This window comes from Streptomyces sp. NPDC127114, from assembly GCF_042677525.1.
Taxonomy (GTDB): Bacteria; Actinomycetota; Actinomycetes; order Streptomycetales; family Streptomycetaceae; genus Streptomyces.
This window is the reverse complement of the sequence record NZ_JBHXTJ010000005.1, coordinates 95,298-111,275: the sequence shown is the minus strand read 5'-3', so window position 1 is coordinate 111,275 and position 15,978 is coordinate 95,298. Positions and strand designations below refer to the sequence as shown.

The 15,978-nt window shown below is 72.9% G+C and carries 12 protein-coding genes; 3 read left to right on the top strand and 9 right to left on the bottom strand.

Annotation, left to right across the window (positions count from 1 at the left end; all coding sequences use genetic code 11):
- Nucleotides 1-32 precede the first annotated feature (32 nt).
- The 4 genes from ACFVGS_RS07405 to ACFVGS_RS07390 all read right to left on the bottom strand — a co-directional run bounded on the left by ACFVGS_RS07405 (nucleotide 33) and on the right by ACFVGS_RS07390 (nucleotide 5,766).
- A complete protein-coding gene (locus ACFVGS_RS07405; RefSeq protein ID WP_385691345.1) occupies nucleotides 33-2,078 on the bottom strand; it encodes a fructose-specific PTS transporter subunit EIIC in 2,046 nt (681 codons plus the stop codon).
- Nucleotides 2,075-3,028, bottom strand: a complete 954-nt coding sequence (gene pfkB / locus ACFVGS_RS07400) for a 1-phosphofructokinase (RefSeq protein ID WP_384415730.1) — start codon at nucleotides 3,026-3,028, stop codon at nucleotides 2,075-2,077. Before pfkB ends, ACFVGS_RS07405 begins: the two co-directional genes overlap by 4 nt.
- Nucleotides 3,025-3,786, bottom strand: coding sequence for a DeoR/GlpR family DNA-binding transcription regulator (locus ACFVGS_RS07395; protein ID WP_384415728.1), 762 nt, complete (start codon nucleotides 3,784-3,786; stop codon nucleotides 3,025-3,027). Before ACFVGS_RS07395 ends, pfkB begins: the two co-directional genes overlap by 4 nt.
- Before the next feature lie 378 nt (nucleotides 3,787-4,164).
- Entirely contained in the window at nucleotides 4,165-5,766 is a 1,602-nt protein-coding gene (locus ACFVGS_RS07390; protein WP_385691342.1) for an MFS transporter, read from the bottom strand.
- A gap of 62 nt (nucleotides 5,767-5,828) precedes the next feature.
- On the opposite strand from ACFVGS_RS07390, the gene ACFVGS_RS07385 reads away from it, so the two are divergent.
- Nucleotides 5,829-6,785, top strand: coding sequence for a helix-turn-helix transcriptional regulator (locus tag ACFVGS_RS07385; RefSeq protein WP_384415722.1), 957 nt, complete (start codon nucleotides 5,829-5,831; stop codon nucleotides 6,783-6,785).
- A 355-nt stretch (nucleotides 6,786-7,140) separates the two neighbouring features.
- On the opposite strand, the gene ACFVGS_RS07380 is transcribed toward ACFVGS_RS07385, so the two are convergent.
- On the bottom strand, nucleotides 7,141-8,139 hold the full coding sequence (locus ACFVGS_RS07380; RefSeq protein WP_384420594.1) for an RNA polymerase sigma factor RpoD/SigA: 999 nt from the start codon (nucleotides 8,137-8,139) through the stop codon (nucleotides 7,141-7,143).
- 326 nt (nucleotides 8,140-8,465) lie between these two features.
- Nucleotides 8,466-9,269, bottom strand: coding sequence for a dioxygenase (locus tag ACFVGS_RS07375; protein ID WP_385691339.1), 804 nt, complete (start codon nucleotides 9,267-9,269; stop codon nucleotides 8,466-8,468).
- Nucleotides 9,270-9,377: 108 nt separating this feature from the next.
- Between ACFVGS_RS07375 and ACFVGS_RS07370 the strand changes: the two genes are divergently transcribed.
- Complete coding sequence (locus ACFVGS_RS07370; RefSeq protein WP_385691336.1) at nucleotides 9,378-9,866, top strand: MarR family winged helix-turn-helix transcriptional regulator; 489 nt, start codon at nucleotides 9,378-9,380, stop codon at nucleotides 9,864-9,866.
- Nucleotides 9,867-9,911: 45 nt separating this feature from the next.
- Here ACFVGS_RS07370 and ACFVGS_RS07365 read toward each other — a convergent pair whose 3' ends face one another.
- Both ACFVGS_RS07365 and ACFVGS_RS07360 read right to left on the bottom strand, forming a co-directional pair.
- Nucleotides 9,912-11,450 (bottom strand): MFS transporter, encoded by a 1,539-nt coding sequence (locus ACFVGS_RS07365; protein WP_385691333.1) that lies wholly within the window; start codon nucleotides 11,448-11,450, stop codon nucleotides 9,912-9,914.
- A 120-nt stretch (nucleotides 11,451-11,570) separates the two neighbouring features.
- Entirely contained in the window at nucleotides 11,571-12,239 is a 669-nt protein-coding gene (locus tag ACFVGS_RS07360; protein WP_384420586.1) for a TetR/AcrR family transcriptional regulator, read from the bottom strand.
- A 229-nt stretch (nucleotides 12,240-12,468) separates the two neighbouring features.
- Between ACFVGS_RS07360 and ACFVGS_RS07355 the strand changes: the two genes are divergently transcribed.
- Nucleotides 12,469-13,743 (top strand): M6 family metalloprotease domain-containing protein, encoded by a 1,275-nt coding sequence (locus tag ACFVGS_RS07355; RefSeq protein WP_384420584.1) that lies wholly within the window; start codon nucleotides 12,469-12,471, stop codon nucleotides 13,741-13,743.
- Here the strand turns inward: ACFVGS_RS07355 and ACFVGS_RS07350 are convergent.
- Entirely contained in the window at nucleotides 13,716-15,443 is a 1,728-nt protein-coding gene (locus ACFVGS_RS07350; RefSeq protein ID WP_385691518.1) for a class I adenylate-forming enzyme family protein, read from the bottom strand. The two genes, ACFVGS_RS07355 and ACFVGS_RS07350, sit on opposite strands and share 28 nt — an antisense overlap.
- Between the last annotated feature and the right edge of the window lie 535 nt (nucleotides 15,444-15,978).

Here is a 15,978-nt window from a genome sequence, read left to right as displayed (position 1 = left end):
TGGCTCGGCCCTCCTGTCAGGGCCGGGCCGGGTCAGGCCGCGACGGTCACTTCTGTCGCGGCCTCGGCCTGCTGCTCCTCCGGCGCCCGCTTCCGCGCGCTCTTGAGGAGGATGACCAGTCCCGCGCTGACCAGCGTGCCGGCGGCGATCGCCAGCAGGTACAGCAGCGGGTTGCCGATCAGCGGGATCACGAAGACACCGCCGTGCGGGGCCCGCAGGGTGCACTCGAAGGCCATCGACAGCGCGCCGGTGACCGCGCCGCCCGCCATCGCCGCCGGGATGACCCGGAGCGGGTCGGCCGCGGCGAACGGGATGGCGCCCTCGGAGATGAAGGACGCGCCGAGCACCCACGCCGCCTTGCCGTTCTCGCGCTCGGCCCTGGTGAAGAGCCGGCCGCGGACGGTCGTGGCGAGCGCCATCGCGAGCGGCGGGACCATGCCCGCGGCCATCACCGCGGCCATGACCTTGAGCGAGCCCTCGTTGGGGTTGGCGAGGCCGCCGACGGCGAAGGCGTACGCGACCTTGTTGACCGGGCCGCCGAGGTCGAAGCACATCATCAGGCCGAGGATGACGCCGAGGATCACCGCGTTGGCGCCGGAGAGGCCGGAGAGCCAGTCGGTGAGGGCCTTCTGGAGGCTCGCGATCGGCTTGCCGATCACGAGGAACATGAGGAAGCCGACCACCATCGACGACAGCAGCGGGATCACGACGACCGGCATGATGCCCCTGAAGACGGGAGGTATCCGCACCTTCTGGATGGCGAGGACGGTGCCGCCCGCGACGAGACCGGCGACCAGGCCGCCGAGGAAGCCCGCGTTGATGGTGAGCGCGACGGCGCCGCCGACGAAGCCGGGGACGAGACCGGGGCGGTCGGCCATGCCGTACGCGATGTAGCCGGCGAGGACCGGCACGAGGAAGCTGAAGGCGAGTCCGCCGGTCTGGAACATCAGGGCGGCCCAGCTGTCGACCTGGCCCCAGTCGAAGTGCTCGGCCACGGACGGGGCCTTGTTGATGTCCCAGCCGCCGAGCGCGAAGCCGAGGGCGATGAGGAGGCCGCCGGCGGCGACGAACGGCACCATGTAACTGACGCCGGACATCAGCCACTTGCGGAGCCTGGTGCCGTAACCCTCGTCGGGCCCGCCCGCGTTCTCCACCGGCGTGGGCCTTCCGGACGCGGCGGCGGGCGCCGTGACCTCGCCGCGGGCGGCCTTGTCGCGGACCTCGGCGACGAGTTCGGCGGGGCGGTTGATGCCCGCCTTCACGCCGACGTCGACCGTCGGCTTTCCGGCGAACCGTTCCTTCTCCCGTACCGGAACGTCGTGCGCGAAGATCACGCCGTCGGCGGCGGCCACGACCGCCGGGTCGAGCCGGGTGAACCCGGCGGAGCCCTGCGTCTCGACCACGACCTCCACGCCCGCTTCCGCGGCGGCCCGCTCCAGGGCCTCGGCGGCCATGTAGGTGTGGGCGATGCCGGTGGGGCAGGAGGTGACGGCGACGATCCGGAAGGGCTCCTCCGTGGCGGGAGCCCCAGCAGTCGGAGCCTCGACGGGTGCCGGCTCCCCCACCGGCGCCTCCACCGGCGTCTCGGCCTGTGCCTCGGTCGGCGCCTCGGCCTGTGCCGGCTCCTCCGCCGGCAGCTCCTCGCCCGCGATCAGGGACGCCGCTGCCGCCGCCGAGGTCGCCGAGCGGAGAGCGGTGGTGAACTGCTCGTCCATCAGCTGGCGGGCCAGGGAGGACAGGATCGTCAGGTGGGCGTCGTCCGCTCCCGCCGGGGCGGCGATGAGGAAGATCAGGTCGGCCGGGCCGTCGAAGGCCCCGAAGTCGATGCCCGCCGCCGAGCGGCCGAAGGCCAGGGTCGGTTCGGTGACGTGGGCGCTGCGGCAGTGCGGGATGCCGATGCCGCCGTCGAGGCCCGTCGGCATCTGGGCCTCGCGGGCGGCGACGTCCGCCAGGAAACCGTCCAGGTCGGTGACCCGGCCCAGGGCCGCCATGCGCTCGGCGAGCGAACGGGCGGCCGCCTCCTTGGTGTCGGCGGACAGGTCGAGGTCGACCAGGTCCGCGGTGATCATGGTGCTCATCGCGGGCTCCCTTGCTCGCTGAGGACGAGGTCCAGAGGTACGTCGGCGGTCACCGTGACGGCCGACGGGTCGAGGTCCGCCGGGGTGGGCATCTGGCTGCCCGGCAGTTGCACGGCGGCGGCGCCGTGGGCGAGCGCGGCGGCCAGGGCTTCGGGGCCTTCGCCGCCCGCCGCCAGGAATCCGGCGAGCGAGGCGTCGCCCGCGCCGACGTTCGAGCGGACGGCGGTCACGGCGGCGGAGCCGTACCAGACGCCCTCGCCCGTGACGAGGAGCTGGCCGTCCGCGCCGAGGCTGGCGAGCACCGTGCCCGCACCCCGTGCCCGGAGCTCCTCCGCCGCCTTGACCGCGTCGCCGACGGTGGCGAGCGGGCGGCCGACGGCCTCGGCGAGCTCGTCCGCGTTGGGCTTGACGACGTCGGGACGGGCCGCGAGCGCGGCGAGCAGCGAGGGACCCGAGGTGTCGAGGGCGATCCGGGCGCCGGCGCCGTGGGCGCGGGTGACCAGCTCGGCGTACCACTCGGGGGCGAGGCCGCGCGGCAGGCTGCCGCAGCAGGCGATCCAGTCGGCGGCGGGCGAGTACGCGCCGACGGCGGCGAGGAGGGTCTCCGACTCCTCAGGGCTCAGCTCCGGGCCCGGCGCGTTGACCTTCGTCAGCGTGCCGTCCGGCTCGGCGATCGCGATGTTGGAACGGGTGTGGCCGGCGAGCGGCACCGGCGCGACCTCGATGCCCTGGGCGGAGAGGAGGTCGGCGACGAGTGCGCCGGGCGCGCCGCCGAGCGGGACGACGGCGACGGTGCGGTGTCCGGCGGCGGCGACGGCGCGGGAGACGTTGACGCCCTTGCCTCCCGGGTCGACCCGCTCGCCGGAGGCGCGCAGCACCTCGCCGCGCTCCAGGCCCGGGACCTCGTAGGTCCGGTCCAGGGACGGGTTGGGGGTGACGGTGAGGATCATGTGCGTACGACTTCCGTTCCCGCGGCCTCGATCGCCGCGGCGTCCTCGGGGCTGAGCCCGCTGTCGGTGATGAGCAGGTCGACGTCGGTGAGGGAGCCGAAGCGGGCGAAGTGCTCCTGCCCGTGCTTGGCCGAGTCGGCGAGGAGCACGACCCGGCGGGCGGAGGCGAGCACGGCCCGCTTGACGGCGGCCTCGGCGAGGTCGGGGGTGGTGAGACCGTGTTCGGGCGAGAAGCCGTTGGCACCGAGGAAGGCGACGTCGGCGCGGATCTCGCCGTACGCGCGGAGGGCCCAGGCGTCGACGGCGGCGCGGGTGCGGTGCCGGACCCGGCCGCCGACGAGGTGGAGGTCGATGCCGGGATGGTCGGCGAGCCGGGCGGCGACGGGCAGGGCGTGGGTGACGACGGTCAGCGCGCGGTCGAGCGGGAACTCGGCGGCGAGGCGGGCGATCGTGGTGCCCGCGTCGAGGACGACGCTGCCTTCCTCGGGCAGTTCGGCGAGGGCGGCGCGGACGATGCGGTCCTTCTCGTCCGCGGCGGTGGTCTCGCGCTCGGCGAGGTCGGGCTCGAAGTCGAGACCGCCGGCCGGTATGGCACCGCCGTGGACGCGGCGGACGAGGCCGGCGCGGTCGAGGGCCTTGAGGTCGCGCCGCACGGTCTCGGCGGTGACCTGGAACTCCTCGGCGAGGGAGAGCACGTCGACCCGGCCGCTCTCGCGGGCGAGGCGGAGGATCGCTTGCTGGCGCTCCGGTGCGTACATGTGGGTTTACGTCCGTTCCATGCCCGAACCTGTGGTTTCACTGCGAGGCTACGCCCGGTTTTCGGGAATGTAAACGGAGTCGGGCATTCAGTCGGGCATGAACGGGCATCCGTAGGGCCTTCGCCGTAATGTCCGGACCTCCGGCCCCGGCCGGAGGTCCGGGCGGGCATGACGAAGGGCCCCGGTCTCCCGGGGCCCTTCGTCTTCGTCGGACGGATAGCGCGTGCCGACGGGCTACGGATGCGTGCCCTCGCCGTGCCCCACGCCGTGCCGCCGCCGTGGCCTCGCCGTGCCCACACGCCGTGGCGAGGCCGTGCCCCCGCCGTGCCGACGGGCTGCGGACAGGCTGCGGACGGTGCTCGCCGGCCTCGGCGGCCGTCAGCTCACCAGGGCCGGCTCCTTGACCGGGTCCCCGGGGCCGCCCGCCTCGCCCGGCTCCGCCGGCTCGTCCTGGGCTCCCTCGACGTGCTGCTTCGGCTTCACCGGCAGCGCGAACATCACCAGGAAGATGCCGGCGAGGACCACGGCCGCCCAGCCCAGCGAGTTCTGGAAGGCGTTCGTGAACGCCGCGCCCGTCTCCGCCGGGGCCGCGGCCAGCCGCTTCTCGTCGATCGTGCCGAAGAACACCACCGACACCAGACCGAGGCCCAGCGCGTTGCCCATCTGGCCGGTCGTGTTGATCAGACCCGAGGCGGAACCCGCGTGCTCGCGCGGCACCTCCGACAGCACCGCGTCCGTGAGCGGCGCCACGATCAGGCCCATGCCCAGGCCCATCACCATCAGCGGCGGAATCATCTGCCACGGGGCGATGTCCGTGCCGTACCGGCCCGCGACGAAGAAGTAGAGCAGGATGCCCGCGGCCATGATCAGCGCGCCCGCCTGGAGCACCTTCCGGCCGAAGCGCGGAACGAGCGCCTGCACCGACAGACCCGCCGCGGTGGAGACCGCGATGGAGAACGGCACACCGGTCAGACCGGCCTTCAGCGGGCTCCAGCCCAGCCCGATCTGCATGTAGAGCGTCCAGACCAGGAAGAAGATGCCCATCACGACGCCGAAGGTCAGCTGGACGGCGATGCCGGCGGCGAAGGACTTCACCTTGAACAACGACAGTTCGACGAGCGGCGAGCCGTCCTTGCGCGTCTTGTACCGCTCGTACGCGACGAGCGCCGCGAACACGACGAGGCTGCCGGCCATCATCAGGTGGCCCCACAGCGGCCAGTCCAGCTCACGGCCGCGGGTCAGCGGGTAGATCAGCATCAGCAGCGCCACCGTCACCAGGACCACGCCCACCAGGTCGAGACGGAGGGCCTGCGGCGCCTTCGACTCGGCGATGAACCTTCGGCCGAGGATGAGCGCCGCGACGCCGACCGGCAGGTTGATGAGGAAGATCGGGCGCCACTCCAGTCCCGCAATGTTCCACTGCGTCAGCAGCGCGCCGAGCAGCGGCCCGGACACCGCGCCCAGGCCGATGATCGCGCCGAACATGCCGAAGACCTTGCCGCGCTCGTGCGCCGGGAACGTGACGTGCACGATCGACAGGACCTGCGGCACCATCAGCGCCGCCGCCGCGCCCTGGAGGAGGCGGGAGCCGACCAGCATCTCCTGGTTGGCCGCGAGACCGCAGAGCGCGGACGCGACGGTGAAGCCCGCCGTACCCAGGAGGAACAGGCGCCGGCGGCCGTAGATGTCGCCGAGCCGTCCGCCGGTGATCAGGCCCGCGGCGAACGCGAGCGCGTAGCCGGCGGTGATCCACTGGATCGCGCCGAACGAGGCGCCGAGGTCCCGCTCGATGCTGGGGATCGCGATGTTGACGATCGTGGCGTCGACCAGGTCCATGAAGGCCGCGGTCATGACGATGGCGAGGGCGATCCAGCGCCTCTTGTCGGCGGTGTCAGCGGTGTTAGCGGTGTCTGCGGTTGCCGCATTCTCTGCGGCCGTTGCCGCATCTGCCGCATCCCTGACGGCGTCGTGTGAACTCATGGGATGAACGTAGAGGTCATATAGGTCAGCTGATGTCCTAGATGCGTCGCATCCTGGAACGCATGACGGACACTCCGGCACGACTCCTGAATCTGCTGTCGCTCCTCCAGACCCCGCGCGAGTGGCCCGGCAGCGAGCTCGCCGACCGGCTCTCGGTCTCGCCGCGCACGATCCGCAGGGACATCGACCGGCTGCGCGACCTCGGCTATCCGGTCGAGGCGACGAAGGGCGCGGTGGGCGGCTACCGGCTGGTCGCCGGCACGGCCATGCCGCCGCTGCTCCTCGACGACGAGGAGGCCGTGGCCATCGCGGTCGGGCTGCGCGCGGGCGCCGGGCACGCCATCGAAGGCATCGAGGAGGCCTCCGTACGGGCCCTGGCCAAGCTGGAGCAGGTGCTGCCGTCCCGGCTGCGGCACCGGGTCTCGACCCTCCAGAACGCGACGATCCCGCTGACCCGCGGGGACGGCGCCACCGTCGCTCCGCAGACCCTGACCGCGCTGGCCGGCGCGGTGACGGGGCAGGAGCGGCTGCGCTTCGGCTACCGCGCGGGCGACGGGACCGAGACGAAGCGGCTGGTCGAGCCGTACCGACTGGTGTCGACGGGGCGGCGCTGGTACCTCGTCGCGTACGACATGGGGCGCGAGGACTGGCGGACCTTCCGGGTCGACCGGGTCAGCGAGCCGTTCCCGACGGGGGCGCGCTTCTCGCCGCGGGAGCTGCCCGCGGGCGACGCGGCGGCGTACATGGTCCGCTCCATGGCGCGGGCCCAGCCCGAGATCGAGCTGGACGTGAGTTTCGCGGCGCCGGCCGAGTTCGTCGCGGGGCGGCTGCCGGCGCATCTGGCGCCGGTTCCCGTCGGGGAGACGAGCTGCCGGCTGCGGGTGCGGACCGCCGACTCGGTCGAATGGCTGGCGCTGCGACTGGCCCTCGTCGACGCGGCCTTCACGATTCACGGGCCGGAGTCGCTGCGCGCGTACACGGAGGAGCTGGGGGCGCGGCTGGGGGCGGCGGCGCGCTGAGCGCCTCGCCCTCGCGGGCGGCGCGGGGCGGTGCGGCTCGCCCGTCGCGGGTGCGCGCGGCGGCGCGGTGCGGCGCCGCCTGGCCTGCCCGTCGTGGTGCGCGGGGGCCGTTCCGGTGGCCGCGTTCGGGACTGCATGATTTACGGCGCTGTCTGGTCCCTGCCTTGCTGAGGGCCTCGTCCGCGCCACAAATCACGCGTCACGTCCCGAACGCGGCCACCTCCACGGCCCCCGCTCCCGCCGTCTGTCTCTGCGGGTAGCGTGTCCCATCCCGGACATGTTCCTGTCCGTGGGGCTCTGCGGCGTGGCGGGTGCCCGGGCTTCCGGGGAGCTCGGGCACCGTGTGCCGGCCGCTTTACGCCACCGCGTCGAAGCCCGTGTCGCGGGCCAGCTTCTTGAGTTCGAGCAGTGCGTGCTTCTCGATCTGGCGGATGCGCTCGCGGGTCAGGCCGTGTTCCTTGCCGACCTCCGTGAGGGTGCGCTCGCGGCCGTCCTCGATGCCGTAGCGCATGCGGATGATCGAGGCCGTCCGGTTGTCGAGCTTGTCGATCAGGTCGTCCAGCTCCTCACTGCGGAGCAGGGTCAGGACGGACTGCTCGGGTGAGATCGCCGAGGTGTCCTCCAGCAGGTCGCCGAACTGCGTCTCGCCCTCGTCGTCCACCGACATGTTGAGCGAGACCGGGTCGCGGGCCCAGTCGAGGACGTCCGTGACCCGGTCGGGCGTCGTGCCCAGCTCGGCGGCGACCTCCGCGGGCTCCGGCTCGCGTCCGTGCTCGCGGTTGAACTCGCGCTGCACCCGGCGGATGCGGCCCAGCTCCTCCACCAGGTGGACGGGGAGGCGGATGGTGCGGGACTGGTCGGCTATGGAGCGGGTGATGGCCTGGCGGATCCACCACGTCGCGTACGTGGAGAACTTGAAGCCCTTCGCGTAGTCGAACTTCTCGACCGCGCGCACCAGGCCCGCGTTCCCCTCCTGGATGAGGTCCAGCAGCGGGAGCCCGCTGCGCGGGTAGCGCCGGGCCACGGCGACGACGAGCCTCAGGTTGGACTTGATGAACAGGTCCTTGGCACGCTCGCCCTCCGCGACCAGCGCTTCGAGCTCCTCGCGGGTCGCCTCGGTCGGGCTTTCCAGCTCGCCGTCGAGGATCTGCTGGGCATACACCCCGGCCTCGATCGTCTGGGAGAGCTCGACCTCCTTGGCGGCGTCGAGCAGGGGCGTGCGGGCGATCTCGTCGAGGTACATGCCGACCAGGTCGCGGTCGGCGATCTCCCCGCCCACGGCGCGAACGCTGCTTGCCCGGCTGTCTCCGCTCGCGGCGGACGACTGACGACGGGCGACGGCACGGGTTGCCATGCGTGCTCCCTTGCTGAGTAGGTCGCGACACCCTTGCGGGTGCCCTGCATCCGACGGAAACAACGACTGGAATCAGGACAGAATTCCCACCCGGCACATGGATTTTCGCGATCATGCAGTATCCTGCGCCGCCGCCGCACGAGGCGTACGCCGACAGGACCTGCGGACGTGCAGGTCAGGGCGGGCACGGAGGGTGACAGGGGCGTGCTCACCGGGCCGCGGGGGCGGTTGGAGGTGAGACTGCGATCACACTCGGAGCAGCGGCTTCCTCGGCTCCGCTCCCACCCTGAAGACGGCGTGCGCCGCCTTCCGGTTGCTCAGCGCGCTCAGCCGAACTGGACCGAGCGCTTCGCCAGGCCCATCCAGAAGCCGTCGATCACGCTCCGTTCCCGGTCCAGGTCGCCGGCCGCGTCCGCCGCGCCCATGGTGACGAAGAGCGGCGCGAAGTGTTCGGTGCGCGGGTGGGCGAGCCGGCCGGCGGGTGACCGGTGCGCGAAGTCGAGCAGCGCGTCGACGTCGTGCGCGGCGAGCGCCTCGTGGCCCCACGCGTCGAACTCGGCCGACCAGCCGGGCACGCCGCCGGTGTGCCGCAGGGCCGCCAGGTTGTGGGTGAAGAAGCCGCTGCCGACGATGAGGACGCCCTCGTCCCGGAGTGGTGCCAGCTTGCGGCCGATGTCCATCAGACGGCGCGGGTCGAGGGTGGGCATGGAGATCTGGAGGACCGGGATGTCGGCCTCGGGGAACATCTCCACCAGCGGCACGTACGCGCCGTGGTCCAGGCCGCGGTCGGGGATGTCCTGCACGGGCGTGCCGGGTGCGCGGAGCAGCTTGCGGACGGATTCGGCGAGCTCGGGCGCGCCGGGCGCCCCGTACCGGACGCGGTAGTAGTGCTCGGGGAAGCCCCAGAAGTCGTAGACGAGCGGGACGGTCTCGGTGGCGCCGAGGGCGAGCGGGGCCTCTTCCCAGTGGGCGGAGACGATGAGGATCGCCTTGGGGCGGGGCAGGCCCGCGGACCAGGCGGCGAGCTCGCCGGGCCAGACCGGGTCGTCGGCGAGCGGCGGGGCGCCGTGGGAGAGGTAGAGGGCCGGCATCCGCGTGGGGGCGGGGTTCCGTTCGAGCGTGGCGTCCATGGCGTCCGCCTTCCGTTCCAAAGTTCCTTGAAGTTTCAAGCTTGCTGCTCACGGACAGCTTAGACCCGATCTAGTTCAACTTTCAAGAACTGGTCGTACCATGGATCCATGACCGAACCCCGCTGGCTCAGCGACGCGGAACAGCGCACGTGGCGCTCCTACCTCCATGCCACCACCCTCCTGGAGGACCATCTCGACCGCCAGCTGCAGCGCGACGCCGGGATGCCGCACATCTACTACGGGCTGCTCGTCCAGCTCTCCCAGGCACCGCGGCGCCGGATGCGCATGACCGAGCTGGCCAAGGACGTGAAGATCACCCGCTCCCGTCTCTCGCACGCCGTCGCGCGGCTCGAGAAGAACGGCTGGGTGGCCCGCGAGGAATGCCCCTCCGACAAGCGCGGCCAGTTCGCCACCCTGACGGACGAGGGGTACGAGGTGCTGCGCCGCACCGCGCCCGGCCATGTCGAGGCCGTACGGCAGGCGCTCTTCGACCGGCTGACCCCGGAGCAGGTGGACCAGCTCGGCGCGATCATGCGGACGGTCGCCGAGGGCCTCCAGCCCACGGACCCGAACGCGGACCTGCCCTGGCTCCGCTGACGGTCAGCGGGGCCAGGGCAGGGTGCGCCAGGTGGTGTGCGGGGCTCAGTGGGCGACGACCGGGATCCTCACCTCGTCCTCGACGCCCGAGCCGGAGCCCGATCCGGCCACCGGACCGGCTCCCGGCTTCCCGGTGTTGATGAGGGTGACGGCGATCGTGGCCGAGACGACCAGGATGCCGACCGCCCACCAGATCGCGGACGAGTAGCCCTCGACCATGCCCTGCAGCTGGAGCAGCTTCTGCGCCGCCGGGGTGGTCGCGGCCGCCGCGTTGTCCGTGAGGTACGCGGTGGTCGCCGAGGCGGCGATGGTGTTGAGCAGGGCCGTACCGATGGCGCCGCCGACCTGCTGCGAGGTGTTGACCATCGCGGAGGCCACACCGGCGTCACGCGGGTCCACGCCGTGCGTGGCCAGCGACATGGCCGGCATGAAGGCGGTGCCCATGCCGAGGCCGAGCAGCAGCTGCGCGGGCAGGATCAGGCCCGCGTACGAGGAGCCGATCTCCAGCTGCGTCAGCAGCAGCATGCCGACGCCGGCGGTCAGGAAGCCCGGGCCCATCAGGAGGCGCGGCGCGACCCGGGTCATCAGCCGGGTGCCGATCTGGGTGGAGCCGACGATCATGCCCGCGATCATGGGCAGGAACGCGAAGCCCGTCTTGACCGGCGAGTAGCCCTTCACGACCTGGAGGTAGTAGGTCAGGAAGAGGAACAGGCCGAACATCGCGATGACGGCGAGGCCGAGGGAGAGGTACACACCGCCGCGGTTGCGGTCGGTCAGCACCCGCAGCGGCAGCAGCGGGGACTTCACCCGGGCCTCGGTGAGCACGAACGCGCCGAGCAGCACGACCGAGCCGACGAACATGCCGATCGTCACCGGGTCGCTCCAGCCTTCGGACTCGGCGCGGGTGAAGCCGTAGACGAGCGCGACCAGGCCGAGGGTGGACAGGACGACGCCGGGGATGTCGAGCGGCGAGCGGTTGCGGCCGCCGGCCGGCTCGCGGATCACGAAGTAGGCGCCGGCCGCGGCGACGACCGCGAACGGGATGTTGACGAAGAAGGTCCAGCGCCAGTTCAGGTACTCGGTGAGGAAGCCGCCGAGGATCAGACCCACGGCGCCGCCGCCACCGGCGATCGCACCGTAGATGCCGAAGGCCTTGGCGCGCTCCTTGGCGTCGGTGAACATCACCGCGAGCAGCGACAGGGCGGCGGGCGCGAGCAGCGCGCCGAACGCGCCCTGGAGGGCACGGGCGCCGAGCATCATCGCCTCGCCGGTGGCGGCGCCGCCGAGCGCGGAGGCCGCGGCGAAACCGATCAGACCGACGACGAAGGCGCGCTTGCGGCCCCACAGGTCGGCGATCCGGCCGCCGAAGAGCAGCAGGCCGCCGAAGGCGAGCGCGTAGGCGGTGATGACCCATTGCCGGTTGCCGTCCGATATTCCCAGGTCCTGCTGGGCGGTGGGCAGGGCGATGTTCACGATGGTCGCGTCGAGCACGACCATCAGCTGGGCGAGGGCGATGAAGCCCAGGGCTTTCCAGCGGCTGGGGTCGGCCGTGGCCGGCGGGGAGTACGCGGTGATTTTTGACATGGGGGTAGCCACCTTTTGGCGCGAAAGGGTGAAAAAGGGATGTAGCGGGGCGGGCGTAGGCGGGGGGAGTGGGCGGGCGTGTGAGTAACGAAGGGAAAGGGGCCGGCCTGGGGCCTGGGGTTACGAGGCGGGCTCGGCCTCGGCCCTCAGGCCCTCCAGGGTCGCGGCGCAGCCGGGCAGTTCGGAGCGCGCCGGCGCTTCGAGGCCGTCCAGGAACACCTGCAGATGACGGTGGACGAACCGGTCCATGTTCAGACAGGCCGTGCCGGGCAGCGGCCGGGTCAGCTGGGAGACCGCGATCATCAGGTCGCCGACGCCGACGTCGGCCCGCATCCGGCCGGCGCCCTGCGCGCGGTCGACGAGCTCCTGGACGGCCTTCTCCAGGCGCGAACGCCCGGCCAGCAGATCCGGGTGGTCCTTGTCGAAGTCGCCGTCGAGCATCGGGCACAGGGCACCGACCCGCTCGTCGGCGGCGGCGTGGACGAAGCGGCGTACGGCGGCGAAGGGGTCGCTCTCCCGCTCGGCGGCCTCGGCGGCCCGCTCGGTGATGCGGGCCGTGAGGGAGAGGATGACCTCGCGGACCAGGTCGGCACGCTCGGGGAAGTTGCGGTAGAGCGTGGCGTTGCCCACGCCGGCGCGGCGCGCTATCTCGTCGAGCGGCACCTGCGCGCCGGACTCCACGAACATCTCACGGGCGGCGGTGACGATCCGCTCGCGGTTGCGCACCGCGTCCGCCCGCGGGCGGGGCACGCGGCGCGCGGCCGCGGCGTCGGCGGTGCTGCTGCTCACGGCCGTACCTCCCAGGGTCATCCGGGGACCGAGTCCCCACTTCGTCGAACACAGGCATAAACGGGGAACGGATCCCCGGTTATTTCCCGCTTCAACTGTGACCTGGGTCACATTCCGGTTTCGCCTTCGCATACCCCGGTCGGGCCACCCGACGGGCGCACCTCCGTCTGCCGCCCGAGGCTGATCGCACGGCGCCGGTCACTCGCGGCGCGGACAGAGAGGCGACCGCATGCAGGACACCCGCCGACACATACGCAGGCCCATCGCCCTGGCCTCGGCGGCCGCTCTCGCGATCGCCGCCCTGGCAACGGCCAGCACGACCCTGCCCGGCCCGGCCCCCGCCTCGGCGGGACCGGTGGCCGCCGGCCCCGGGGAAGCGCCGCTGGCACCGTGCCGGATCGCCACGACGATGGGTGTGCAGATGTCGGAGGGCGTGCCCACCGCCCCCGGATACGTCCGCTCCACCGGCCGTCTCAGGGCCCTCAACCTGATGATCGACTTCCCGGACGCCCCGGGGCAGGGCACGGCCATGAGCCGCTTCCGCGAGTTCTTCCCGCAGACCTCGGAGTGGTTCCGCGTCAGCTCGTACGGCCGTCTCCACTACCACCCGGAGACCCCGATACCCGACTGGCTGCGGATGCCCCGCCCCTTCTCCTCGTACGGCGTCGAGCGCGGCTCGCCGTACGAGCCGGGCTACCGGGGGCTCGTCGAGGACATCGTGAAGGCCGCCGACGCGCGGGTGGACTTCAGCTCGTACGACCTGCTCAACGTCCTGGTCACACCGAACGCCGGGCCCTCGGCCCTCGACACCGTGCTGTCCGTGACCTTCTCCGGCAACGAGGACGCCCCGTACGCGGACGGCGTCCCGCTCGCCAACACGTCCTTCGTCTACAGCCGTCAGGACGACGGCTCGGGCACGTACGCCGAGACCGGCTACCGGGTCCTGCCGCACGAGAACGGCCATGTCTTCGGACTGCCCGACCTCTACACCGCCGACGGCGGCGGCACCGTCGGGCACTGGGACATCATGTCCGAGGACTGGGGGGCCAACAACGACCTGCTCGGCTGGCACAAGTGGAAGCTCGGCTGGCTCGACGACGAGCAGGTCGGCTGCGTCTCCCGGGCCGGCGACTTCGACTACACGCTCACCCCGCTCGCCACCGCCGGCGGCCGCAAGCTCGCCTTCGTCCCGCTCTCCGCCACCTCCGGCTACGCGATCGAGGTGCGCACCCGCGACGGCAACGACGAGGCGGTCTGCAAGACGGGCGTCCTCGTCTACAAGGTCGAGACGGACGTGGACACCGGACACGGGCCGGTCACCGTCACCGACAGCGACCACGACAGCGGCGGCTGCACCCGCCGCCCCAACGTCCACTCCGAGCTGTCCGACGCCCCGTTCGGGCCGGGCGAGAGCTTCACCGACCGGACCAACGGCATCCGCGTCACCGTCGTCGGCGACGACCCGGCGACGGGCGGCTACCGCATCCGCGTCTCGCGCTCCTGAGGCGCCGAGGCCTTTGCCGCCTGTGCGGACTGGGTGGCCTGGGTGGCCTGGGTGGCCTCCGCCGCCTGTCCCGCCCGAGCGGCCTCCGCGGCCTGGGTGGCCTCCGCAGCTTGTGCGCGCAGGTCCCGCTTGAGGACCTTCCCGGCCGCGTTGCGCGGCAGCTCCGCCTCCCGTACGAGGACGTGCGCGGGCACCTTGAAGGCGGCGAGCCGCGCGCCGACGTGCGCGCGCAGTTCCGCCGGGCCGGCCGTCGCACCCGGCCTGAGCCGCACCACGGCGGCGACCTCCTCGCCGAGGACCGGGTGCGGTACGCCGACGACGGCGGCCTCGACGACGTCCGGGTGGTCATGGAGCACGCCCTCCACCTCGACGCAGTACACGTTCTCGCCGCCCCTGAGGACCATGTCCTTGATCCGGTCGACGACGGTGACCCGGCCGTCCCGGATCCGCGCGAGGTCGCCGGTGCGGAACCAGCCGTCCTCCGTGAACGCGGCGCGGGTCGCCTCCTCGTCGCCCCAGTAGCCGCGCACCAGGGACTGGCCGCGCAGCCACAGCTCGCCCACGCCCTCGGCGTCCGGCGCGTCGATCCGCACCTCGGTGGCCGGGGTGGGCCGGCCGACGCTGGTGGGATGGGCACGGTACTCGGCGCCGAAGTTGGCGAGCACGCCGCCGCAGGTCTCGGTGAGTCCGTAGCCGTTGCGGGGCTCGATCCGCTCCCCGTACGCGGCGGCGATCCGCGCCGTGATCTCGGGCGGCGCGGCCGCTCCCCCGGTGTTGAGCTGGACGAGCGAGGCCAGCGGGTCGCCGGTGCGCTCGGCGAGGTCGAGCAGTTGGAGGGCGGTGGTGGGGACGCCCGCGTAGTGGGTGACGCCGTGGACGCGGATCAGCTCCAGGGCCTTGGCCGGGTCCCACTTACGCATGAGGACGAGGGTGCCGCCGGCCGCCATGACCGAGAAGAAGGAGGTGAAGGCGGCCACGTGGAAGAAGGGGAAGGTGGTGAGCGAGACCGGCGCGGGCCCGGCGCCCGGCCGTTCGCCGCGGCGCAGCGCGGAGGCGGCGGCGAAGTAGCGCGGGTTCATGGCCGCGCCCGCCTGCGCGAGATGGGTGGCGACGGCGCCCTTGGGGCGGCCGGTGGTGCCGGAGGTGTAGATGATCGTGGCGTCGTGCTCGGGCAGCACCTCGACGGCGGGCGGCCCGAGGTGCGGGTCGGTGTCGGGGACGTACGCCTCGAAGCCCTCGGGCAGCGCCCGGTCCGGCTCCCCGTGGAACACGATCCCGGGCACGGCGTGGGCGCGGGCCCAGGCGGCGACCCGCGGGACCCGCTCGCCGTCCACGAGCAGCACGCGCGGCGTGCAGTCGTCGAGGGCGTACGTGAACTCGCCCTCGGTCCACCAGGCGTTGAGCGGTACGGCGACGAGCCCGGCGAGCTGGGTGGCCCAGAAGGCGACGTGCCACTCGGGGTGGTTGCGCATCGCGACGACCGCCCGGTCACCGGGGCGCAGGCCGTGCACGTCGAGGAGACGGCGGGCGAGGCCGCAGGCGGCGTCGAAGAACGCGCGGTAGCCGGTCACGCCGTCCTCGGAGACGAGGAAGGGAAGGTCGCCGAAGCCCCAGGTGGCCTCGACGAACTCTCGCAGGGTCCGGGGCCCGCCCGCGTAGACGCCGTCCTCGACGGCGAAGGGCGCACCGGGAACGGTCAGCGCGCGGGTGAGCGCGGGGTCGGCGAAGGGGTCGGCGACCGGGGCGGCATGCGGGCCGCCGTGCGGGCCGTTGGGTGCCGGGGCGGCGTGCGGGCCGCCGTACGGCCCGGTGGGAGCGGGATCGGCTTGCACGTCGCCGTACGGGCCGGTGGGCGCCTCGGCCGCGTCCGGATCGCCGTACGCGCCTCTGGGCGCCTCGGCCGCGTGCGGGCCGGTGAAGGAAGTGGCGTGCGGATCGCCGTACGGCCCGGTGGGCGCCTCGGCCGCGTCCGGATCGCCGTACGCGCCTCTGGGCGCCTGGGCCGCGTGCGGGCCGCTGAAGGGAGCGGCGGGCTGGTCGCCGTACGCACCCGTGGGCGCCTCGGCCGCGTGCGGGTCGCCGTACGCGCCTCTGGGCGCCTGGGCGGCGTGCGGGCCGCTGAAGGGAGCGGCGGGCTGGTCGCCGTACGGCCCGGTGGGCGCCTCGGCCGCGTCCGGATCGCCGTACGCGCCTCTGGGCGCCTGGGCCGCGTGCGGGCCGCTGAAGGGAGCGGCG